Raw genomic sequence first — 22,902 nt, 5'->3', positions numbered from 1 at the left:
ACGAAGTTTTTCATAAAAATTTTACTAATGCCGTTATATTTAGGGTTTATAATAAGGTTTATTAGAAAAGTTTAAACAGGTTCATTGTTGAAATATTTTTCAATAAAAACTTTGTCAAACCTAAAAAAGTTTGACAAAGTTTAAAATTGTAAGAGATTTTCTGGTGTTAATACAAAAGTTGTCTGATTTCAGAGATGACATTATGAGCTTTGTCATGATCCACAGAATTTCCAATATCGGTCAAATCAGAAGAAAGTTTGGAGAGTTCATCAATATTTAAATTTTGAGTAATCATACGCATCAAAGCAAATTTTTCTTTGTTTTGGCTTACTAATAAAATTAGACACTATCCCTCTAAGTGTGTAAGTTAAAAAGTTGGGGTTAAGTTTTTATAGTTTGAGTCTTTGTGCAAATATAAGCATAAATTGGTTCAAGACAATCCCCCAATTTTGGATAGGCATACTCCACTTTTTGGTAGCTTCTCTCAAAGCCAAGAAAACGGACTTTTGCACAGCTTCGTCTGTTGGGAAAGACAGCTTGTTTTTGGTGTATTTCCGAATCTTACCATTCAGATTCTCAATAAGATTGGTTGTGTAAATAATTTTTCTTATCTCTAACGGAAAATCGAAAAATACGGTCAATTCGTCCCAATTGTCATACCAAGATTTGATAGCATAGCCGTATTTTGACTCCCATTTTTGGGCAAAATCTTCCAAAGCAACCTTGGCAGCTTCCTTGTTAGGGGCAGTATAAATGTGTTTCATATCGGCTGTAAATTCTTTTCTGTCTTTGTAAACCACATACTTACAAGCATTCCTAATCTGATGAACCACACATATTTGCGTTTGTGATTGGGGAAAAACCGTGCGAATGGTTTGCGTAAATCCGTTTAAATTATCGGTGGCAGTAATGAGAATATCTTCCACTCCACGAGCCTTTAAATCAGTGAGAACGCTCATCCAAAAGGCGGAACTTTCATTCTTTCCGAGCCACATTCCTAAAACTTCCTTTTTTCCCTCTCGATTCAAGCCCACAGCAAGGTAAATGGTTTTGTTGACAACTTTTGAGTTCTCACGAACTTTAAAAACGATGCCGTCCATCCAAACGATGAGATACAGTGGTCCAATGGGCGGTTTTGCCAAGAGACCATTTCATTGGTAACCGCATTGGTAATCCTTGATATTGTGGAAGTTGATACTTCAAAGCCGTACATTTCTTGGATTTGTTCTTCGATGTCGCTCACGCTCATTCCTTTGGCATAGAACGATACGATGATGTTTTCCAAACCATCGATAACGTTCTTGCGTTTAGGAACTAACATTGGGTTAAAACTACCGTCTCTATCCCTAGGAACTTGGATTTGTTCTTCGCCAAAGGAAGTTTTTATCTTCTTGGAAGTGTGTCCGTTACGATAATTTCCATCTTTAGTTTTGTCGTGTTTTTCGTTGTCCAAGTGAACGTCGAGTTCGGCATTGAGCATATGTTCCACCGCTTTTTTGTGGAGCTCTTTAAAGAAACCTGTCAAGTCCTCAGCAGTCTTAAATGACTTGTAAAATTCTTTGCTGTTGAGCAATTCTTCCTTGTTAATCATATCTGTTTAAATTATGGGTCAAAAATAGTTAAAAAGTTATTTCCGAAATTTTTTTTGAGCTTTTAAGGGCTCAAAAAATTTCAGAATAACTTTTCAACTTACACAGATTATGGGATACTCCTTAAAATTACTTCTTTAATGTTATCATCACTTCCAACGTAGTTTACATTGATTTTATACTCTTTGTTTGAAATCTGTATCAACTCTTCATATTTGTCCGTTTTCAGGAGTTGTTTCACTTCTTGATATTCCTTTTGAAAATCTCCATTGTTTTTCTTTTCATACATAAGAATATGAACATTCTCTATAACATTCAAAATGTTTTTTTCATCAACACTGCTTTCTCCCAATTTTAAAAAATCTTTTGGAGAAAAGGTAACTGATTTAAAATCCTTATTTTCAGAATTTTTAACGATGTAACTTTGTAAACTGTTCGAATTACAGGATATTATTGAAACACTGATAAGAAAAAACAATAAAAGATAAACTATTTTTTTCATAGTATAAGAGAGTATTAAATTTGGTTCATTTCTTTAGGCAATATGTTGATGTTTTTGGATAACACTCCGATTTTATTCAAATCAACTTCACCTGTTAGAATCATCAATACAGTTTCTTTGTCTTCCTGAACAAACATCACCAATTCCGAAACAATGTCCTTTGTTTTTCCCTCTTTGACGTAGAATTTCACATTTGTATTTTTTTCTTTCACACGCATAAATTCCGAAAGACTACCTCCTTTTACATAGCTTTCTACTTCCTTTTTCATTTGTTGCGAAACACTTGCAGTTTCGGTAGAAAAGATTTTCAACGCTTTAAGTTTGTTAGCTATTTCCATAAACTCCTTAGTGTCAGGGTCGTTACTGTCTATTTTTGATAGCATCTGAAACATCTTTTGTGAGATGACTACGGTGGTTATATTTTCATTATCTTCATATTTGTCGAATATGGATTGACCAAATAATGCTGCGTTGCAAAATAAAAAGCTTACTAAAAATAAAAATCTTGTTTTCATCGTATAATAATTTTAAAGTTACTCTAAGTTTTTGAATATTTTTTTTGTGTTTTTATCAAATTCGCCGAGATATACCATTTTTTCCGTACCTTTATTGTAGTTTACCGAAACAAGTTCCAAGGCGTATTTCACTTGCTGATAAATCAACTCGGCTTCTTGCTGTTCTCTTTGTTCTTTTACGTAAAACCATCCGAAAACGGCTGGAAAAATAGTTGCAGCGATTCCGATTTTCCAAAACAAAGAACGATTTTTAGGTGTTTTTACCGAAAATTCTTTCACAAGTCGCTCTTCTCTATTAGTTTTGAAATATGCAAACATCGGTTGATAATGTTTCAAATCTGATGCCACATTTTCAGAATTGAAATAGGTCTGTAAGGTTCTTTCTTCTTCGATTGAAGTTGTACCCTCGAAATATTTTTCTATTAATTCGTGTATTTTTTCGCTCATATTTTTTGTTAAATTGTTTTTTATTTTCTGCTGGGAAAATTTTTCATTATTATTTTTTCGGTTAATAAACTCGTGTTTGCTCTATCTTTGTTGTTAATTCTCCACGCAAGGATTCTCGGATGGTCTTTCTGGCTCGTGAGAGGATTACCCGAATAGTAGCCTCTTTAATTCCTGTAATTTTTTCGATTTCCTCAAATTCATATTGCTCAATATCACGTAATTGCATGATCATCCGCTGTTGCTCACTCAATCCATTGATTATGTTTTTTACTTGTTCCAAAAGATCTCTTGCTTCTACTTGTTTTTGCAAAGATATTTCATTTTCGGCTTGATAAGTAATATGGCTTAGTGAAATATTATCTGAACTTTTAGCTTTCAGCCTATCATAGCACAAATTTTTAGTAAGCGTCATGGCATAAGCTTCCCAATTCTTGATGGTTTCCATGGTGTTGCGTTGTTGCCATAATTTCATCAAAATATCTTGCGACACATCTTCTGCTTCGTCGGAAGACACCAGCAAACGTTTTGCAAATCGGAAAATTTTATCCTGAAAAGGGCGAATGCCATCTAAAAATGTTTGGTGTGTCATAACAAAAATAACTATTTTCTTTACTAAGAAGACGAATATATAAAAAAAATGTTACATTTGTGGTAAAAAAATATGTTATGAGAAAAATATTATCTATTACTTTGTTGATTTTCAGTGTTTTTTCGTGTAAAAAAGATATTGATGATACACCTAACGGAGGATTGATATCTCAACTGACTCCTGAGCAGCAAGTAGATTTACAGATAAAAAATTTTATTTGGAAAGGATTAAATTTATATTATCTGTGGCAGGCCGATGTTCCTAACTTGGCGGACACTCGCTTTGCACCTTCTTTAATGAAGACTGACTTTAACAATAAAGAGTATGTTGATTTTCTGAAAAAAGGACAAGCTCCTGATAATTTTTTCTACTCATTGCTAAACAACTATCCGAAAATTGATAGATTTAGTTTTATCACCGATGACTACGAAGAATTAGAAAGAACTTTTGCAGGTCAGGTATATAGTTCAGGGATGGATTTTGCTCTTTCACGTTATGGAACTCAAGGAGGTGTTTTAGGTATTGTTCGCTATGTACTTCCCGATACGGATGCAGCACAAAAAGGCATAAAACGTGGAGATGTTTTCACGCAGGTCGATGGACAAGCCCTTACGATAAACAATTATCGGCAGTTGTTATTCAACGATAAAACATCTATGGTCATTGACATCAATCGCATTAAAATAGTTAATGATAAACCAACCATTGTTTCGGAAAACAGAACCGTTACCATGGCGAAAAAAAGCATTAAAGAAAATCCTGTACACATTTCAAAAGTGATTGAAAAAGGAAGTCACAAAGTGGGCTATTTGATGTACAATAGTTTTGTTGCTGATTTTGATTTACAACTCAACGAGGCATTTGGCATGTTTAAATCTCAAGTAATCAACGATTTGGTATTGGACTTGCGATATAATGGCGGAGGGCGAATTTCATCAGCGGTGTATTTAGCATCTATGATTACAGGGTTGTCAAAACAAAACGTTTTTGCTAAAGAACGTTGGAACGACAAATTGCAACCAGCATTTAAAGATAGCGATATAACTAACTATTTTGCCGATAAAATCATAAAAGAAGGTGTAAGTTACCCAATAAATAGTCTTTCTGGGCTGAAAAGAATTTATATTTTAACCACAGAGAGAACAGCATCTGCCAGTGAATTGGTTATCAATGGATTAAAACCTTATATCGAAGTTATTCAAATAGGAGGAACTACTACAGGTAAAAATCAAGGGTCAATCACATTGTACGATAGTCCTGCTGGATACAACAAAAAGGGTGTTAATCCTAAGCATAAATGGGCGATGCAACCTTTGGTGTTGAAAATCGTAAATAAAGATGGAGAAGGGGACTATACCAGTGGTATTACTCCAAATCACGCCATTGAGGAAGATTGGGCAAACTTTGGTGAGTTGGGACAAGAAACAGAGCCATTTTTAGCAAAAGCCTTGGAGTTAATCACAGGAATCAATACTTCAGGAAAATCAATTCCTGCTCAGCCATTGATGCCTGTTAAACCGTTAGCAGACTCAAAAACATACAATTTCGGAGCAAACGAAATGTACAAATAAAACAAAAAAACAATAGGATAGCAAAGTTGTTCATTTATTGTTGTATTTTTGCAACCACTAAAGAATTCTTTGTTAAAACTCAATGGCTAATCGATTAAAATGAACAAATTTTATCAACTAACCGTAACAAAAATAGAAAAGCTAACGGCTTCGTCTGTGAAAATTACCTTTCAGGTGCCTGACCTTTTGCGTAAAGTGTTTTCCTACGAGGCAGGGGAGTATCTAACTCTACAGCAAACTATTGATAATCAAAAGATAAGAAGAGCTTATTCTATTTGTTCGGGCGTAAACGAGAACGAACTCAGTGTAGCGGTGAAGAGAGTTCCAAACGGAATCTTTTCAACATATGCCACCACCCAGCTTAAGGAAGGTGACACATTAGAAGTGATGCCTTCAAAAGGAGCTTTTGTTTTCTTTTACGATATATTTGGTAATAAGGATATTATGTTATTTTCCGCAGGAAGTGGTGTAACGCCTATGATGAGCATCGCAAAAACGGCTTTGGCAAAAACGAATATCAAAGTAGTGTTCGTCTACGGAAATAAATCAAAGGAAGAGACTTTGTTTTTTGATGAAATAGAGTCTTTACGAGCCACGTATCCCGACCGATTTTTAGTACATTACGTGTTTAGCCAAGAGATGTGGGGGGACAATCTTTCGGGACGTATTAATGATCAGGTAGTGTCTTATATTTTTGAAAAATATAAGGATTTGAATTGGGGACGCTACTATGTTTGTGGGCCTAATCAGATGGTAGTAAACGTTAAAGAAAATATCCTCAATCGAGGAATTACGAAGGATCGTATTTTTACCGAATTGTTTGAAGCGGAACCTGCCAGTAATGATTTTACACAATTGAGAGGAAACGTAACCGTTTTTTCGATACTTTCGGGGAAAGAAATCGTTTTTGAAAGCCCTAAAAATCAGACCTTACTTAATTCCATACTCTCACAAGGCGTTGATGCACCTTACTCGTGCTTGAATGGAGTATGCAGTAGTTGTATCGGTAAGGTGACCGAAGGAGAGGTAAAAATGGCAAAAAACGAAACTTTGGTTGAAAAAGAAATTTCCGATGGTCTGGTACTTACCTGCCAAGCCTACGCAATGAGTGATGTGGTGAGAGTTACTTTTGATTATTAATGGTGGATATTTTATTTCTATGTACATACGGAAGTCAAGTAATAAAAGCTAATTTTTTCCGTAATAATTTCAATAACAAATTTTTAAATAACAACAAATCATTCAAAAACAGAGAATCTAATTTATGAAAAAACTGTATTTTATTTTAATAGCTTTATTAGTAAGTTGCGTTAATACTCCTAAACCACTTACGGAAGCTCAACGGACGGAATATATCGCTTTAGCGGATAGTGTAACCACTGAAACTCAGAAACTTCTTTTAATGAATGTTTCTAAAAAAATTGGAGAAGTAGGTTTTGTTGGAGCAGTCGATTTTTGCAATGAAAATGCTGTTCCATTGACAAATTCATTCGCAGACAACAGGTTTGAAATTAAGCGTTTATCGAATAAAAATAGAAATTCCGATAACGCCATAGCTACTGACATTGATCTTCAGGCATGGAATGAAATCACAGCCTTGATGGGAGACAAAAACCAGCCTAAACATATCCTGTTGGAGGAAGAGAATAAGATCTATTTTTACAAGGCTATTCCGTTAGGTATGCCTACTTGTTTGGCTTGTCACGGAAATACTCAAGGGGATATAACCGCTGAGGTTCAGAAAGTTATAGCAGATAAATATCCAAATGATAAAGCCGTTAATTATACCATGGGAGAACTTCGTGGTTTGTGGAAGATGACATTTGAAAGACAATAAAAAAGGTGTATATTTGCACCGTTTTTGAAAAAAAATACTAACATAATAAAGATAAAATCACAGTAGATGAGTTTACAGAAAAAATGGGTTGATTCATTTCAATTGTTTGAAAATAAGGAAGATATATTAAAAAATAAACGTCAAGAGGCAATTGTTTTTTTTGAACAAAAGGGGTTTCCAACCAAAAAAGACGAAGCGTGGAAATATACCTCGCTTTCCACATTGTTAAAAAATGATTTTGAGATATTAGTTTCAAAACAAACATCATTGACATCTGAGGATGTGCGTCCATTTTGGATTCAAGAGGATAGTCACAAAGTAGTGTTTGTAGATGGGATTTATTCATCAGAACTCTCTCAGGTACAGGCTGATAGTTTTATGATTTCTTCATTCCGAGAGATATTAAAATCAGAGGATGCAGCTGATTTTACCTCAAAGTATTTTGATCGTGAGACTCGCAAGGACGATGTGTTTACGGCCCTCAATACAGCTTTTTCGAAAGATGGAATTTGTATCTATATTCCTAAAAATAAGGTGGTTGAAAAACCAATAGAATTACTTTTCCTTGCTACAGACTTAGGGAAAGCCATGTGTTATCAGCCTCGAAACATTATCGAAGTAGGGGAGAATGCGCAGGTGAAAATCATTGAAATGCATCATAATTTATCAACTCAAAAAGTGCTAACTAACGTAGTTACAGAGATTTTTGTAGATAAAAACGCTATTTTGGATTATTACAAAATTCAAAATGATAGTTTGACATCTTCAATGATTGATAATACCTATATCTCTCAAGAAGGAAACAGTAATGCTTCCGTGCATACGTTTTCTTTTGGAGGAGAACTTACGCGTAACAACCTTAATTTTTATCACCATGGAGAGCGCTTGGAGTCTACTTTGAAAGGGGTTACCATTCTTTCAGGTACACAACATGTTGATAATTACACACTTGTGAATCATGCAGAGCCAAACTGCGAAAGTCATCAGGATTACAAAGCTATTTTGTCCGACAATAGTGCAGGAGTGTTCAACGGAAAAATTATGGTAGAAAAAATCGCTCAGAAAACAAATGCTTATCAACAAAACGATACCATTTTACTTTCGGAAAAGGCTACCATAAATACCAAACCTCAGCTTGAGATTTTTGCCGATGATGTGAAATGTTCACACGGTTGTACTGTAGGTGAATTGGATAAAGATGCACTTTTCTATCTTCAAACTCGCGGAATCCCGAAAAAAGAAGGGGAGGCATTACTTACGTATGCTTTTGCAAATACTGTTTTGGAAAGTGTTCGTATTCCTGCGTTAGAGGATCGTGTTAGTGAAATGATTTCGGTTAAATTAGGTACTGGAGTTTTGATATAATTCCGTAAAATAGAAAATCATAAAATTGCGGAAATAATAACCCTAAAATCTACATTTTTGTACATTTTAGGGTTGTTTTTTTGAAAAATATTTATTACCTTTGGTGTCAAAATTGTTCTTTCATCGTCAACACTACCATATTATGAAAGGAAAATTAACTGAACCAAAGAAAAGTAATATATCAATAAAAAGCAAAGGGTAAAGTCTCATTGTTTGTTTTATACATCTTTAATAAGATATAAAGCAGACATTGGGATTTTTTCTTTTTAATTTGTTGTTAATTAGCTGATTATGTAAATTAATTATAAAAAATACAAGTATGATTTCGTTAAGCAGTACAATTTTAGGGTTTGATGCCTACGCTACTTTGGCAATTTTATTAGTAGCCGCGGTTTTTTTTGTCAGTGGGAAGGTGCGTGCCGACTTAGTTGCAGTATGTTCTTTAGTGCTTCTAATTACCTTTGGGATTCTTTCGCCCAAAGATGCTCTTTCAGGATTTTCTAATCCAGTAGTGATTATGATGTTAGGGCTTTTCATTGTTGGAGGGGCGATTTTTCAGACAGGATTAGCTAAAATGATTAGTAGCTACTTTCTTAAATTGGCAGGAGATAGTGAGATTAAATTGTTGATAATAATAATGTTGGTCACAGCTTCTATCGGAGCTTTTGTTAGTAATACAGGAACGGTGGCTTTGATGCTCCCCATTGTGATTAGCTTAGCTATGGCGAGTAACAAAATTAATATCAGTCGCTTGTTGATGCCGATGGCGTTTGCTAGTAGTTTAGGAGGGGTAATGACCTTGATTGGTACGCCTCCCAACTTGGTTATTGATGAAGTATTGATTGAAAAGGGATATCCACAATTGACATTTTTTTCGTTCACTTCTGTGGGAGTCATTGGATTGGTCGTAGGAATGTTGGTCATCATACCGCTGAGTAAAATTTTGATTAAAAAGAAAGAAAAAGTAGGGGAGGGAAGTGAAAAAAACGACAAAACTCCTTATGATTTAGTTCGAGAATATAAACTATCGAAAAATTTGTACAAAGTTCAGGTTCAAAAAGACTCTCCTTTTGTCGATAAAAGTTTAAAAGAGTTGCATACAACCGAGAAATATCATATCAATATATTAGAAATACGCCATAAATCACCTTTAGGAGCGCCTTTTTTTGAAAGTAATCATCAGGAGGTAGTAAATGCTAACTCAGTGATTTATGAAGGAGATATTCTTTATATTCAAGGAAAGAAAGACGATGTTCAGCAATTAATTGATGATAACAAATTACAACTTCTGGAGTTAAAAGGAAACAAAGATGAAACTGAAGTGCTAAAATTCTCAGATATTGGTATCGCTGAAGTATTGGTGATGCCTGCTTCAAAATTGGTTAATGTACCTGTTAAAAAAAGTCGTTTACGAGAGCACTTTGGATTAAACATTTTGGGAATTCAACGGCAAGATACGTATCTTTTACAGGATATTAAAGATGAAAAAATACATACAGGAGATATTCTTTTGGTACAGGGAACGTGGGACAATATTGTGAAGTTAGGAGCTGAACGTAGTCAATTAGTAGTATTAGGGCATCCACTTGAGGAGGCTTCAAAAGTCACGTTGACACACAAAGCGCCTATCGCAGCAGTAATTATGATTGCCATGGTAGTAGCTATGATGTTTGATTTTATTCCTATTGCACCAGTAACGGCCGTAATCATAGCTTCAATTTTGATGGTTGTTTCCGGAGCATTGCGAAACGTTGAAGCTGCCTACCAGACTATAAATTGGGAAAGTTTGGTACTTATCGCAGGAATGTTACCCATGGCAATGGCATTGGAAAAGACAGGAGTCTCACATTATGTTTCTGAAATGTTGGCACAGAATTTAGGGAATAATCCTTACATACTATTGGCAGGTATCTATTTTACAACTTCTGTATTAACACTTTTTATCAGCAATACAGCAACAGCCGTATTATTAGCTCCTATTGCATTTGAATCAGCTGTTTCCTTGAATTTCAGTCCATATCCTTTCTTATTTGCTGTGGCTGTAGCAGCAAGTTTGGCGTTTGCATCGCCTTTTGCTACGCCTCCTAATGCTTTGGTAATGTCCGCAGGACGTTATAAATTTATGGACTATGTCAAATTAGGGTTGCCGTTGCAAATTATTGTCGGGATTATTATGATTTTTGTATTACCTTTAATTTTCCCGTTGAATCCATAATGTTGATTTGAGATAATAAAAATTTATTTTATCACAATGAGGCTTTCCGTAAAAGTTAGTTTGAATTAGTTGTTTCATTTTAATTCTTTGATTTTTAGTTTTTTTGGGCAGAAATATTCAAATTCCATTTTTTTTCGGATAGTTTCATTGTGATTTTTAACTATCAGTTTTGTAAATAAATTGTGCATAAAATATTAAAATATGAATACTGTAAAAAAAGGAGATCAAATTCAAGATTTTCAGGGTACTGATCAACATGGAAATGTAGTGAAACTTTCGGATTTCCAAGGTAAAAAGGTGATAGTTTTTTTCTACCCGAAAGCCAGTACGCCGGGGTGTACTGCTGAGGCATGTAGTTTAGAAAGTGGTTATGAAATTCTAAAGCAGAAAGGATACGCCTTGCTTGGAGTGAGTGCTGATTCGGTAAAGCGACAAGCCAACTTCGCTACTAAAAATAAATTAAGCTATCCACTCATCGCTGATGAAGAAAAGAAAATAATTGAGCAATTTGGCGTATGGGGTCCTAAAAAGTTTATGGGGATGGAATTTGATGGTATCCACCGAAAGACTTTCGTTTTAAATGAAAATCATGTAGTTACTCATGTGATCGACAAGGTTAAAACAAAAAATCATACAGAACAACTTCTAGAATTTTTAGAATAATTGAACTTGTTTTGAACTTTCCGTAACTTTCAGGTTAGGACAATAAGTAAATAACGATGATTATTTGCTATTTGTTCTTTAACTTATTATCTACAGTTCTGCAAAATCATTTGCAAAGCGTTTTACTTCATCCCAATTTGTATAGTCAATTTCGGTAGGGGAGCTTGTAGGTCCTTTGGTGATAAACATAATAAGCTTGATGATTATTCTATCAAAAAAACCGTATATTTTGTAGTTTAATTTTCCTGCAAACACTTTGACTACAGAAGGCTTCCATTCAATATTTTTTAGAAATTTCACAACATACGGATTTGTCGTTTCTGTACTCTTTTCGGGTTTTCGAGCTACTAAGTTTACGGATATGAACGCTGCTTTTTTTATATTCAATACAGCGTAGTTTTCATTGATAAGTTTCAGAATGTCAGTATGATGCTTCCCATACCGGATGCTCGAAGCTATCAGAATTTTATCAAAAAAATGCAAGTTGCCATCAAAGGTTTGCACTGGTATCAACTGTACCTCTTTTTGTTTTGAAGAAAGCACTTCGTGTATGCTATCGCATATTTTTTTTGTATGTCCGTCAACAGTTGCATAAATAATTCCAATTTTTTCCATAGCTCAAATTTATTTGTTCTGCCATTCTTGAATCCAGGTAACTAAAGCACTTACCCAACTGTCGTCATCGTTCAAACAAGGAATCATTTTAAACTCTTCACCACCGTTATGTAAGAAATCCTCACCCGCCTCCATTTCAATTTCCTCAAGTGTTTCGATACAGTCCGCCACAAAGGCTGGGGTTATGACAGCTAATTTTTTAGTTCCGCTCTTAGCAAGTTCTTCGACTCTGTCCGAGGTAAAAGGTTCCAGCCATTTGTCTATTCCTAAACGCGATTGAAACGCCTGGCTGTAGTTACCCTCTTGTAATCCAAGTTTTTCAACTAACAGACGCGTGGTTTCAAAGCAATGTGTTCTATAACAGTATTTTGACTCTTCTGATTCTGGTGCACAGCAATATTCGTGATCAACGATTTTTTTATGATTTTTTGTACGCACAGTTTTGTACAGATGACGTTCAGGCACACCGTGATACGAGAACAATAAATGATCAAACTCATTAGCATCCAAATAGGTTTGGGTTACTTTCGCAAGAGCATCAATATATTCGGTACGGTTGTAAAAAGCTGGGAATTTGGTGATTTTCATTCCTTTGAATTTTGTTTGTACCAGTTTTTCAGTCAGTACCTCAATGGTTTGGGTGGTTGCCATGGCATATTGTGGATAGAGAGGCAACAAAAGAACATCTGTAACTCCCTTATTTTTTAATTGATTCAAACCATATTCAATACTCGGATTTCCGTAACGCATAGCCATTTCTACGGGGATGGAGGTTTGTGTTTGCACTTTTTCCAGCAATCGTTTTGTGATAACAATGAGTGGAGAACCTTCTTCCCACCATATTTTTTTGTAGGCAGCGGCTGTTTTTTTGGGTCGTATACGCAAAATAATTCCGCGGACGATCAAACTTCTCAGCAAGTAAGGAAAGTCAATCACTCGTTCATCCATCAAGAACTCGTCTAAATATCGTTTAACATCTCCCACTTCCGTGGAATCAGGAGAACCTAAATTGACTAATAGTACACCTTTCATTTTATGTATTGTATATTGTATTTGAATAGTTAGTTTGCAAAGATAGATTTTTTCTGTACAAAAAAAAGAAATTCCCATAGTTTTTATTTTTGAAGAGTCTAAAATTATCTCTTTTTTTTGTTTAAATGTTTATAATGAGCTACTTAGAGTCCATTATTTTGTTTCTTCTAAAAATGTTACAGTTGTTTGTGTGTTTCATGAGTAGTTTGTATTATTTTTTTAGTAGCTACACTTAAAGCAGAATCTGCTTGGAGGAATCCTATTTTTGTTGTTTTTTATTTCCAAATAAAAATCGTACTTTTGCCCGTTGGAATTTGAAATAACTAATAAGCTATGGCTAAGACCAAATATATTTTTGTTACAGGAGGCGTAACGTCTTCTTTAGGAAAGGGAATCATCGCAGCATCGTTGGCTAAGTTGTTACAAGCACGTGGCTATCGGGTTACGATTCAAAAGTTTGACCCTTATATCAATGTAGATCCTGGAACACTCAACCCGTATGAACATGGAGAGTGCTTTGTTACCGAAGATGGCGCAGAAACTGACTTAGACTTAGGACATTACGAACGTTTTTTGAACGTACCTACCTCTCAAGCAAACAATGTTACAACAGGTCGTGTTTACCAAAGTGTCATTGAAAAAGAACGTCGTGGGGAATTTTTAGGCAAAACAGTTCAGGTGATTCCACATATTACCAACGAAATCAAAGAACGAATGCAACTTCTGGGAAAAACGGGCGATTTTGACATTGTCATTACCGAAATTGGTGGTACGGTTGGTGATATTGAATCTTTACCTTACATTGAGTCGGTACGACAACTGTTATGGGATTTGGGAGAGAATAACGGAATTGTGGTACACTTGACCTTAGTTCCATTTTTGGCTGCAGCGGGTGAATTGAAGACTAAACCTACACAACACAGTGTTAAAACCCTGATGGAAAGTGGTATCAAAGCTGATATATTGGTTTGTCGCACAGAGCATGAACTTTCTGACGATTTACGCTATAAATTAGCTCTGTTCTGCAATGTAAAACGAGAGGCCGTTATCCAATCAATCGATGCTTCAACCATTTATGATGTGCCGAACATGATGCTTTTAGAAGGGTTGGATAAGGTAGCACTGAAAAAGTTAGATTTACCAGCACGTAATGAACCTAATTTAGTGCAGTGGAATGCGTTTTTGCAACGCCATAAAAATCCAAAGCACCGCATCAAAATTGGTTTGGTAGGTAAATACGTTGAGTTGCAGGATTCATATAAATCAATTTTGGAATCATTTATCCATGCGGGTGCAGAAAATGAAGTTCGTGTGGATGTGGAAAGTATTCATTCTGAGTATATTGATCAAGATAATGTACACGAAAAAATAGGTCATTTAGATGGAGTTTTGGTAGCTCCAGGTTTTGGAGGTCGAGGCATCGAAGGGAAAATCATCGCGATAAAATATGTTCGAGAAAACAAAATTCCATTCTTAGGAATTTGCTTGGGTATGCAAATGGCTGTGATAGAGTATGCTCGTCACAAGGCTAATTTGATCAATGCTAACTCTACTGAGATGAACCCTGAAGCTGACTATCCTGTAATTAATTTGATGGAAAGCCAAAAAGAAATAACTCAAAAAGGGGGGACTATGCGTTTGGGAGCCTGGGACTGTAAACTTAAAAAAGGTACATTGATTTATGAAGCCTATAAAAAGGAAGCTATTTCAGAACGCCATCGCCATCGCTATGAATTTAATAATGATTATAAGGAGCAATTGGAAAACGCAGGCTTGCAATGTTCAGGCGTGAATCCCGAAACTAATTTGGTGGAAGTTATTGAACTTAAAAAAGAAGAGCATCCATGGTTTGTGGGGGTTCAATATCACCCTGAATACAAAAGTACGGTTGCTAATCCACATCCGTTGTTTATAGCTTTCGTAAAAGCATCTTTGGAAAATAAAATCAGTCGAGAGCCTCGACACTCATTTTAGGGAATCTTACTTAGGATGCGTTCCGTATGTGAATAAGATACCAAAAGAAGAGCTATTTGAAAATTACATTTTGTATCAGTTTTTGTAGCTAAACCTTTAAATAATAATTTTTTAAGCAGATAATAATCAAAAGATGGAAGAAAAAAAGATAGATTTTAAAACAATTCTTGGGTTTGGAATTATATTTTTGTTGCTCCTGTGGATGAGCTATAATAACCAACCTACAGCAGAGGAATTGGCCAAACGAGAGGCTGAAAAGGAGCGCTTGGAAGCTGAACGAAATAGTCAAAATCAACTAACTTCAACTCAAACAAAACCAGCCACTATTCCAACTGATTCGGTAGCTTTGGCTCAGTATAAGTCAACCTTGGGAGCATTTGCTTATTCAGCTTCGTTACCATCGGCATCTGAAGGGGTAACCGTTTTGGAGAATAAGGATATTAAATTGGTTATCAGTAATAAAGGAGGACAAGTGAAACAGTTGTTCTTGAAAGAGTTTACAACTTATGATGCACAGCCTTTATATTTAATTCAAGATGACAACGCCTCATTTTCATTGAATTTCACTACAACTCAAAATCAAAACTTAGACACTAAGGACCTTTATTTTGAACCGACTACTACCGAAAAAGATGGTAAAAAAGTAGTTTCCATGAAATTGAAAGTGTCTGAAAATCAGTTTTTAGAGTATGTCTACGAGTTGAAATCCGAAGGATATATGGTCGATTTTTCAGTGCGTTCACAAGGTTTATCAGAAGTACTAAACGGTGCAAAACCTGTGGCATTACAGTGGGCTATGAAATCACGCCGTATGGAAAAAAGCGTAACGTATGAAAACCGTTACACACAGATGACCGTTCAGCATGAGGGTGACAAAATAGACCGCATGAGTGAAAGTGGAGATGATGATGAGCAATTGAAAAATGTTAACTGGGTTGCATTTAAACAGCATTTGTTTTCATCGATTTTAATCTCTGATACTCCTTTAGCGGAGGGAAAATTTGTTTCCAAAAATCTGGTCAAAGATGAAGGAGTAGATGTTCAATTTACTAAGGACTACGTAGCCTCTTTACCATTGACACTTAAAGGAGGTGAACTCGGTGAATCATTACATTTCTATTTTGGCCCGAGTGATTACAATGTTTTAAAACAATATGAAAATCATGACCTTACAGATTTAATTCCATTAGGTTGGGGAATCTTCGGATGGCTCAATAAATTTTTGTTTATTCCGTTGTTTAATTTACTTACTAATTATTTTTCCGTAGGAATTGCTATTATTTTAATGACCATCATTGTACGTGTTCTTCTATCGCCAATGGTGTATAAATCGTACATATCACAGGCAAAGATGAAGGTACTACGCCCTGAAATCAATGAAATCAACGAGAAATTTAAAGAACCGATGAAACGTCAGCAAGAAACGATGGATTTATATCGTAAAGCAGGTGTAAATCCGTTAAGTGGTTGTATTCCTGCGTTATTGCAGTTACCTGTTTTCTTGGCGTTGTTCAATTTCTTTCCAACAGCATTTGGGTTGAGACAACACAGCTTCCTATGGGCAGATGACCTTTCATCCTATGATGCTGTTATGGAACTTCCGTTTTCAATTCCTTTCTATGGAAGCCATATTAGTTTATTTCCAATTTTGGCATCGGTTGCTATTTTGATTTATTCTTTAATGACAATGTCGCAAAGTATGCAACAGCAACAACCAGGGATGCCTAATATGAAATTTTTGATTTATTTGTCGCCTATAATGATGTTATTTTTCTTTAACAACTACGCGAGTGGATTGAGTTTGTACTATTTTGTATCTAACTTGCTGACTATTTTGATCATGTTGGCAATCAAATACTGGATTATTGATGAGAAAAAAATCCATGCACGTATTGAAGAAAATAAAAAACAACCTAAAAAGGAAAGTAATTTCCAACGTAAAATGCGTGAAATGATGGAACAAGCCGAAGCTCAACGCAAGGCTCAACAAAAAAAATAAGTTTAGCTTAAATCAGTAGCAACTATCAATTTCATACTTAGATTGCATATTGGTGCAAAAAATGTTTCTTAGCTTAGGTGATTTCGAAAAAAAAAGGTATATTTGTCGAGTATTTTGTAGTAGCTAATAATTAAAAAGATAAAGATATATGTACAAAATTGTATTACTACGTCACGGATTGAGTGAATGGAACAAACTAAACCTATTTACAGGTTGGCAAGATGTTGATTTAACAGAACAAGGTATTGAAGAAGCTCGTGAAGCAGGACGAATCCTCAAAAAAGAAGGGTTTAAGTTTGACATAGCTTTTACTTCGGTGTTGAAAAGAGCTATCAAAACCTTAAACTATGCTTTAGAAGAGATGGGCGATTTATGGGTGCCTACTCACAAGCATTGGCGTTTAAACGAGAAGAGCTATGGAGCATTACAAGGTTTAAACAAAGCGGAGACAGCCGAAAAATATGGTGAGGATCAAGTGCTTTTATGGAGACGTTCGTACGATGTGAAACCTCCACTCATTGAAGAAACAGATGAACGTCATCCTTCACACGATCGCCGTTATGCTGACTTGCAACCCGAAGAAAAAACAGGTGGCGAAAGTTTGAAAGATACTTACGATCGTATGTTGCCTTTCTGGTTCAGTGAAATAGCTCCTGCTATTAAATCAGGGAAAAGCGTAATTATTGCAGCACACGGAAACAGTTTGCGTTCATTGGTTCAATATTTGGACGGACTTAGTGAAGAAGCTATTTTGAAACTAAATATTCCTACAGGAGTGCCATTGGTTTACGAGTTAGATGCTGATTTAAAACCTATAAAAAGCTACTACTTAGGCGACCAAGAGGCTATTGCAGCTGCCATTAACAGCGTTGCAAACCAAGGAAAAAGTAAGTAAGAAATTAATTTAAAAGAAAAACTTTGGAATCGGGACTCTCTCTATTCCAAAGTTTTTGTTTTTGAAATAGTGTAATTTTTTTTCAACAATATAGGAAATCAATTAACTATGTTAAAATTAACTAAAATTATTAACCTGTAGATAAATCTAAGACATTTAAAACTTTCGGACAGGAGTGGTGCCAAAAAGTTTTTATCTGTAAATTTTGCTTCATTGTCGTGGAAAATAGCAGTATTTTTAAATGTTAAACTTTTTACTTAGGTATTATTTGCTGATAGCTTTAAACTTATGTTGAGATATAAAAGTGTTATCAGTTTTGGTTATTTTTTCATTACAAATCACAACTATCCGAAACTTTTATTTTAAAAGTTTCGGATAGTTGTGATTAAATCCTTTGAAATAGTGTTTTTATATGAATTTTGGGTACATCTAACCATCGTACTTAATAAATATTCATGTAAATTTTAACATTCTACATGGGAATTAACTATTGTTTTGTTAATAAAAAATAATTAGCTTTGTCCCATGCAAAATCTCTTATAGAAAATTGTCCTCCTTTTTTGAACACTAACGTAGATTTAGGAAGTCTATTTTCATTATAGGAGATAAAATACACCTAACTTAGAAAAAAATATTATGAAAAACTTGTGTAATTCACATAAAATCAGTATATTTGTACGTGCCTTAGCACAGCACAGCACAGCACAGCACAGCACAGCACAGCACAGCACAGCACAGCACAGCACAGCACAGCACAGCACTTAAACAGCCAAAATAGTGTAGTTACTACACTCTGTAATATAAATCCGCTTGATGGAGAGCAATCTCCATCAAGCGGATTTTTTATTTTCCTTAAAGGAACGTTTTCTATTAATTCCTAAAAATCCTAATTTCTAATCTCCTGATTTTCTAATTCCCTAACTTTCTGAAATTAACAAAAAAAACATAAAGCAATGGCAGAATCTAAAAACAACATCATCACACACGGACTAAGTGGAAAAGTAGGTAATATGCTCGTGTTCAGTCAGCGTAACGGAAAAACGATAGTTTCTCAAAAACCTACTAAGAAAGCGATTACCTCCGAAAAGGTAAAGGAACAAATGGCAAAATTTCAACAAGCAACTATCTATGCCAAAACGGCACTCAAAAATCCTACTGTTAAGGAAGAATATCAATCAGTAGCCGATAAAAAGCAAGGAGTAACTGCCTATAACGTAGCGGTAGCCGATATGTTACAAGCTCCAAAGATTGAGCAGATTGACCTTTCGGACTATGCGGGTCAGGTAGGCGATACCATTAAAGTTAGAGCCTATGATGATTTCAAAGTAGCATCTGTAACGGTACATATCTACAATTCCGATGGTTCGTTGGTGGAAGAAGGCAATGCAGTGGATAATGGGTTGGATTGGGTCTATACCGCTACGCAAACCAATGCAGACCTTTCAGGTGACAAAATTGTAGTACGAGCAACCGATATACCTGCCAATACCACTGAGGCAACCAAAAACTTATAAGCAAGGGTTTGAGAGGCTTCGCCCGTTCAAAGTTCAAGGTTCAGCCCTTTAACTTTAAACCTTAAACCTTGAACCTTGAACTTTGAACCTTGAACCTTGAACTTTCCTCCTCCCGAGCTTGGATACACCTTGGGTAGAGCTTGGGTGGATAAACAACAGAAGAATGGACAAATTTTTAATGAACAATGAACAATCAGTGCAATTTGTCATTTGTGATTCGTCATTCGTCATTCGTAATTATTAATTGTCTGAGATAAGGCGTAACCCGAAAAGCCTGTAAGAGAGTAGGGGAGAATTTTAAATTTTATAAACATGAAAAAGAATGTATTATTATTAATGTTGTTAGCCATGGTATTGGTAACAGGATGTAAAAAAGATGAAGAAAATTTAGGAGAAGAGTTTGTAATATACAAAACTCTTGATGAGGTTAAACAGGCGGGAGAAGAGTTTGTTCTGGTTGTAGATGCAGAAAGATATTCAGAGTTTATACTCAATGGAACCAAAATTAATATGGGAGTGACAGAAGTATATGTTGCCATAGAGAAAGGGAAAAAATATGTGTTTAAATATAAAACTATTGTTTTTAAAAATTATTGTGATGATGGCTATAACGCGGGTAGTTATCCGCTATATATGATGAAAAATGATTCATATACTGAGAGAGGTTTATATAATTATGAATACTTGTATTTTGTGAAAAGCGAATATACTAATTATAAACTTTCTGAAAAATGTAAAGAAGGTAAATGGAAAAATAGAGACCCTTACATTACAGAGGGAGAGGGATACTTTACCATCACAGGAAATGATGAAGTATTTTAACTATTCTCATCGTTGAAAAAAGTTATTAATTGATTAATTTTCAATAATTAGACAAGTGTTTTACCAATTAACTTATTGAAAATTTGTTCATTGAAAAATTGTTATTTGTTAATTCAAAAAAGGCGTAACCCGAAAAGCCTGTAACAGAGTAGGGGAGTTTTAATTTTTTTACCATAAATTATAGAGTAAAATGAAGAAATTTTTAGTAATCGCAACTTTAATAATCGGAATTATCGGTTGCAGTAAAGATGATGATTCACAAATCAATACCGAATTGGTTGGCACTTGGAGTATTGTAGATGGGGAATTGAACGGACAACGAACCTCACAACTTCCTAATTTGACTTACGAGGATAGACAATCCAGAGATTGTGCAAAACGTTCTACCTTTAAGTTCTTATCCAATGGCGATTTCAGAGGCGTGTTTTATATGCCGGAAATAGCACTCGATTATTCCAACGGAAATTATAAGTTTGTTTATAGGGGGTGTAGAAGGGCTATTGATTTAGATGATTTAGCAGAAAAAGGAAGCATCAAATACAAAGTTGTGGATAAAAAAATCATTATATACGCCAAGGATAATGATGGAAGTTCAAATGAGGTAGAATTTTTTAAAATAGAGAGTCTTTCACGGGAAACATTAAAGGTATCCTATTCGGAAGAAATGAAACAAGAGCTACGTTCCGCCTACGAACAAGGAAAACAAATAGCTCAACAATATGGTATAGACGTACCTCATAATATTGAAGTTGCTCTAAACGGATACATTATAATGGAAAAACAATAAAAGTCTTTATTTTTTAATCAAATGAAACATATATTTAATTTACTAACAATTAGTATTTTGTGGGTAGCAAACAGTTACGCTCAAGATATTATTACTACCAAAAAAGGGGAAGATATTCAAGCGAAGGTTTTGGAAATCACACTTAAAGAAATCAAATATAAAAAGTTTGACAATCCTAATAGCCCCGTTTATACGTTGTTAAAATCTGATGTATTGCTTATTCGTTATGAAAATGGTTCAAAAGATATTTTCAATGAAGAAAAGATACAAGAGGAACATAAAAATATTTCGAGTCTTATCAATGTCATAGATAGACGCTATTATATAGATGGTGTTAAAGTAAGCTCATCAGAGGTCAAAAGGCTTATCTACAAAGATGAACAAGCTAAGGCTCTTTGGAAAAAAGCCGATGGGCTTCGAGTTGGAACCATCGTTTTTACGGGATCGTAACTTTATCTTTGGTCTTGGTTATGATTTAGGTCTGAGAGACTATGACAAAGATGAAGATATTACAGTTAATCTAAATGCCTTTAAAATAGGTGTAGGGTATCGTTTTTAGCTAATGTAGTTTCTTTTGCGTGTTTTTAATTATTTGATAATAAGTGTTTTATGTAAAAGTGAAAATGTTTTCAAAAAAAAACTTTCCAAAATTTTTGGTGTTTTATAAAAAAGTATTACTTTTGCACCCGCTTTGGAAGGCCGTTAGCTATTAGCTTATGTCGTATAGCTTACAGCGCGAAGCAAAACGCTCAAAAAAATATTTTGAAAAAAAACTTTGCAAAACTTTTGGTGGTTTAGAAAAAAGTATTACTTTTGCACCCGCTTTCGAAAAGCAGTTAGCTATTAGCTTATGGCGTATAGCTTACAGCACAAAGCAAAACGCTCAAAAAAAATATTTTGAAAAAAAGTTTTCAAAAGTTTTGGTAGTTTAGAAAAAAGTATTACTTTTGCACCCGCTTTCGAAAAGTAGTTGGCTATTAGCTTATGGTATATAGCTTACAGCGCGAAGTGAAAAGTTCAAAAAAAAATATTTTGAAAAAAAATTTGGAAGTAAAGGTAAAAAGTTATTATCTTTGCACCCGCTTTGAGAGCTAATAGCTGTTAGCTAGTAGCTAAAAGCGAAGAGTAATAAAGTTCATTGAAAAAATTGTTGACAGCACAAGAATAAGATTTAAAGAATTATCCTAAGAGTCGATTACTTATTTGTTAAAGGTTACGATATTAAAGATTTTTAACGATGAAGAGTTTGATCCTGGCTCAGGATGAACGCTAGCGGCAGGCCTAACACATGCAAGTCGAGGGGTAAGGAGAGCTTGCTCTCCCTAGACCGGCGTACGGGTGCGTAACACGTGTACAATCTACCTTTTACTAAGGGATAGCCCGAAGAAATTTGGATTAATACCTTATAGTATTATTTTATGGCATCATTAAATAATTAAAGCTACGGTGGTAAAAGATGAGTACGCGTCCCATTAGCTAGTTGGAGTGGTAACGGCACACCAAGGCTACGATGGGTAGGGGTTCTGAGAGGGATGTCCCCCACACTGGTACTGAGACACGGACCAGACTCCTACGGGAGGCAGCAGTGAGGAATATTGGACAATGGTCGGAAGACTGATCCAGCCATGCCGCGTGCAGGATGACGGCCTTATGGGTTGTAAACTGCTTTTATACAGGAAGAATAAGGTCTACGAGTAGATTGATGACGGTACTGTATGAATAAGCATCGGCTAACTCCGTGCCAGCAGCCGCGGTAATACGGAGGATGCGAGCGTTATCCGGAATCATTGGGTTTAAAGGGTCCGTAGGCGGGCGTATAAGTCAGAGGTGAAAGCACTGAGCTCAACTGAGTAACTGCCTTTGAAACTGTATGTCTTGAATAGTTGTGAAGTAGCTGGAATGTGTAGTGTAGCGGTGAAATGCATAGATATTACACAGAACACCGATTGCGAAGGCATGTTACTAACGACC

22 protein-coding genes, 1 rRNA gene and 1 pseudogene (1 of these 24 cut by a window edge) are annotated in these 22,902 nt (G+C 35.2%); 16 read left to right on the top strand and 8 right to left on the bottom strand.

Going from position 1 to position 22,902, the window contains the following annotated elements; translation table 11 throughout:
- Nucleotides 1–166 precede the first annotated feature (166 nt).
- From CGC49_RS11335 to CGC49_RS01790, 6 genes and pseudogenes are all read right to left on the bottom strand, one after another.
- A complete protein-coding gene (locus CGC49_RS11335) occupies nucleotides 167–295 on the bottom strand; it encodes a hypothetical protein (RefSeq protein WP_255407631.1) in 129 nt (42 codons plus the stop codon).
- A 94-nt stretch (nucleotides 296–389) separates the two neighbouring features.
- Nucleotides 390–1,591 (bottom strand): annotated as a pseudogene (locus tag CGC49_RS01810) (IS256 family transposase).
- A 107-nt stretch (nucleotides 1,592–1,698) separates the two neighbouring features.
- Nucleotides 1,699–2,091 (bottom strand): DUF4252 domain-containing protein, encoded by a 393-nt coding sequence (locus tag CGC49_RS01805; protein WP_095911719.1) that lies wholly within the window; start codon nucleotides 2,089–2,091, stop codon nucleotides 1,699–1,701.
- 14 nt (nucleotides 2,092–2,105) lie between these two features.
- A complete protein-coding gene (locus CGC49_RS01800; RefSeq protein ID WP_042345769.1) occupies nucleotides 2,106–2,606 on the bottom strand; it encodes a DUF4252 domain-containing protein in 501 nt (166 codons plus the stop codon).
- Between the two features lie 18 nt (nucleotides 2,607–2,624).
- On the bottom strand, nucleotides 2,625–3,053 hold the full coding sequence (locus CGC49_RS01795; RefSeq protein WP_042344970.1) for a hypothetical protein: 429 nt from the start codon (nucleotides 3,051–3,053) through the stop codon (nucleotides 2,625–2,627).
- A 61-nt stretch (nucleotides 3,054–3,114) separates the two neighbouring features.
- The gene (locus CGC49_RS01790; RefSeq protein WP_095911718.1) at nucleotides 3,115–3,642 is read right to left on the bottom strand and encodes an RNA polymerase sigma factor; all 528 of its coding nucleotides are present in this window, start codon (nucleotides 3,640–3,642) and stop codon (nucleotides 3,115–3,117) included.
- Nucleotides 3,643–3,719: 77 nt separating this feature from the next.
- Between CGC49_RS01790 and CGC49_RS01785 the strand changes: the two genes are divergently transcribed.
- The 6 genes from CGC49_RS01785 to bcp all read left to right on the top strand — a co-directional run bounded on the left by CGC49_RS01785 (nucleotide 3,720) and on the right by bcp (nucleotide 11,293).
- Complete coding sequence (locus CGC49_RS01785; RefSeq protein ID WP_095911717.1) at nucleotides 3,720–5,213, top strand: S41 family peptidase; 1,494 nt, start codon at nucleotides 3,720–3,722, stop codon at nucleotides 5,211–5,213.
- Nucleotides 5,214–5,312: 99 nt separating this feature from the next.
- On the top strand, nucleotides 5,313–6,353 hold the full coding sequence (locus tag CGC49_RS01780; protein ID WP_042344968.1) for a ferredoxin--NADP reductase: 1,041 nt from the start codon (nucleotides 5,313–5,315) through the stop codon (nucleotides 6,351–6,353).
- Between the two features lie 124 nt (nucleotides 6,354–6,477).
- Nucleotides 6,478–7,050, top strand: coding sequence for a DUF3365 domain-containing protein (locus tag CGC49_RS01775; RefSeq protein WP_095911716.1), 573 nt, complete (start codon nucleotides 6,478–6,480; stop codon nucleotides 7,048–7,050).
- Between the two features lie 66 nt (nucleotides 7,051–7,116).
- Nucleotides 7,117–8,415, top strand: coding sequence for a Fe-S cluster assembly protein SufD (gene sufD / locus CGC49_RS01770; protein WP_095911715.1), 1,299 nt, complete (start codon nucleotides 7,117–7,119; stop codon nucleotides 8,413–8,415).
- A gap of 319 nt (nucleotides 8,416–8,734) precedes the next feature.
- Entirely contained in the window at nucleotides 8,735–10,630 is a 1,896-nt protein-coding gene (locus CGC49_RS01765; protein WP_095893259.1) for an SLC13 family permease, read from the top strand.
- A 201-nt stretch (nucleotides 10,631–10,831) separates the two neighbouring features.
- Nucleotides 10,832–11,293 carry a thioredoxin-dependent thiol peroxidase gene (gene bcp, locus CGC49_RS01760; RefSeq protein ID WP_042005812.1) on the top strand — a complete coding sequence of 154 codons (462 nt, stop codon included), beginning with the start codon at nucleotides 10,832–10,834 and terminating at the stop codon, nucleotides 11,291–11,293.
- 90 nt (nucleotides 11,294–11,383) lie between these two features.
- Here bcp and hemG read toward each other — a convergent pair whose 3' ends face one another.
- Both hemG and hemH read right to left on the bottom strand, forming a co-directional pair.
- The gene (hemG, locus tag CGC49_RS01755) at nucleotides 11,384–11,908 is read right to left on the bottom strand and encodes a menaquinone-dependent protoporphyrinogen IX dehydrogenase (RefSeq protein WP_042345396.1); all 525 of its coding nucleotides are present in this window, start codon (nucleotides 11,906–11,908) and stop codon (nucleotides 11,384–11,386) included.
- Nucleotides 11,909–11,917: 9 nt separating this feature from the next.
- Nucleotides 11,918–12,940 carry a ferrochelatase gene (gene hemH, locus CGC49_RS01750; protein ID WP_095912659.1) on the bottom strand — a complete coding sequence of 341 codons (1,023 nt, stop codon included), beginning with the start codon at nucleotides 12,938–12,940 and terminating at the stop codon, nucleotides 11,918–11,920.
- Between the two features lie 333 nt (nucleotides 12,941–13,273).
- Here hemH and CGC49_RS01745 point away from each other — a divergent pair, with 333 nt between their 5' ends.
- The 10 genes from CGC49_RS01745 to CGC49_RS01705 form a co-directional block, all read left to right on the top strand.
- Nucleotides 13,274–14,914, top strand: coding sequence for a CTP synthase (locus CGC49_RS01745; protein WP_042005816.1), 1,641 nt, complete (start codon nucleotides 13,274–13,276; stop codon nucleotides 14,912–14,914).
- A gap of 133 nt (nucleotides 14,915–15,047) precedes the next feature.
- A complete protein-coding gene (gene yidC / locus CGC49_RS01740; protein WP_095911714.1) occupies nucleotides 15,048–16,913 on the top strand; it encodes a membrane protein insertase YidC in 1,866 nt (621 codons plus the stop codon).
- Between the two features lie 148 nt (nucleotides 16,914–17,061).
- Nucleotides 17,062–17,808 (top strand): 2,3-diphosphoglycerate-dependent phosphoglycerate mutase, encoded by a 747-nt coding sequence (gene gpmA, locus CGC49_RS01735; protein ID WP_042344794.1) that lies wholly within the window; start codon nucleotides 17,062–17,064, stop codon nucleotides 17,806–17,808.
- Between the two features lie 636 nt (nucleotides 17,809–18,444).
- On the top strand, nucleotides 18,445–18,573 hold the full coding sequence (locus CGC49_RS11330) for a hypothetical protein (protein ID WP_255407619.1): 129 nt from the start codon (nucleotides 18,445–18,447) through the stop codon (nucleotides 18,571–18,573).
- Between the two features lie 188 nt (nucleotides 18,574–18,761).
- Nucleotides 18,762–19,322, top strand: a complete 561-nt coding sequence (locus tag CGC49_RS01730) for a hypothetical protein (RefSeq protein ID WP_042007825.1) — start codon at nucleotides 18,762–18,764, stop codon at nucleotides 19,320–19,322.
- Between the two features lie 312 nt (nucleotides 19,323–19,634).
- Nucleotides 19,635–20,144: a hypothetical protein gene (locus CGC49_RS01725; protein WP_157908982.1), complete on the top strand. Its 510-nt coding sequence runs from the start codon at nucleotides 19,635–19,637 to the stop codon at nucleotides 20,142–20,144.
- A gap of 190 nt (nucleotides 20,145–20,334) precedes the next feature.
- Entirely contained in the window at nucleotides 20,335–20,931 is a 597-nt protein-coding gene (locus tag CGC49_RS01720; protein ID WP_095911712.1) for a lipocalin family protein, read from the top strand.
- Between the two features lie 21 nt (nucleotides 20,932–20,952).
- Complete coding sequence (locus CGC49_RS01715; protein WP_095911711.1) at nucleotides 20,953–21,381, top strand: hypothetical protein; 429 nt, start codon at nucleotides 20,953–20,955, stop codon at nucleotides 21,379–21,381.
- Nucleotides 21,382–21,647: 266 nt separating this feature from the next.
- The gene (locus CGC49_RS01710) at nucleotides 21,648–21,863 is read left to right on the top strand and encodes a hypothetical protein (RefSeq protein ID WP_095911710.1); all 216 of its coding nucleotides are present in this window, start codon (nucleotides 21,648–21,650) and stop codon (nucleotides 21,861–21,863) included.
- A gap of 302 nt (nucleotides 21,864–22,165) precedes the next feature.
- Nucleotides 22,166–22,902: ribosomal RNA gene (locus CGC49_RS01705) — 16S ribosomal RNA — on the top strand; it runs 781 nt beyond the window's last position.

It is taken from the genome of Capnocytophaga sp. H4358 (genome assembly GCF_002302515.1).
In the GTDB taxonomy this organism is placed as follows: Bacteria; Bacteroidota; Bacteroidia; order Flavobacteriales; family Flavobacteriaceae; genus Capnocytophaga; species Capnocytophaga canis.
Note: the sequence above shows the minus strand (reverse complement) of the source record. Positions and strands in the feature narration are given on the sequence as shown.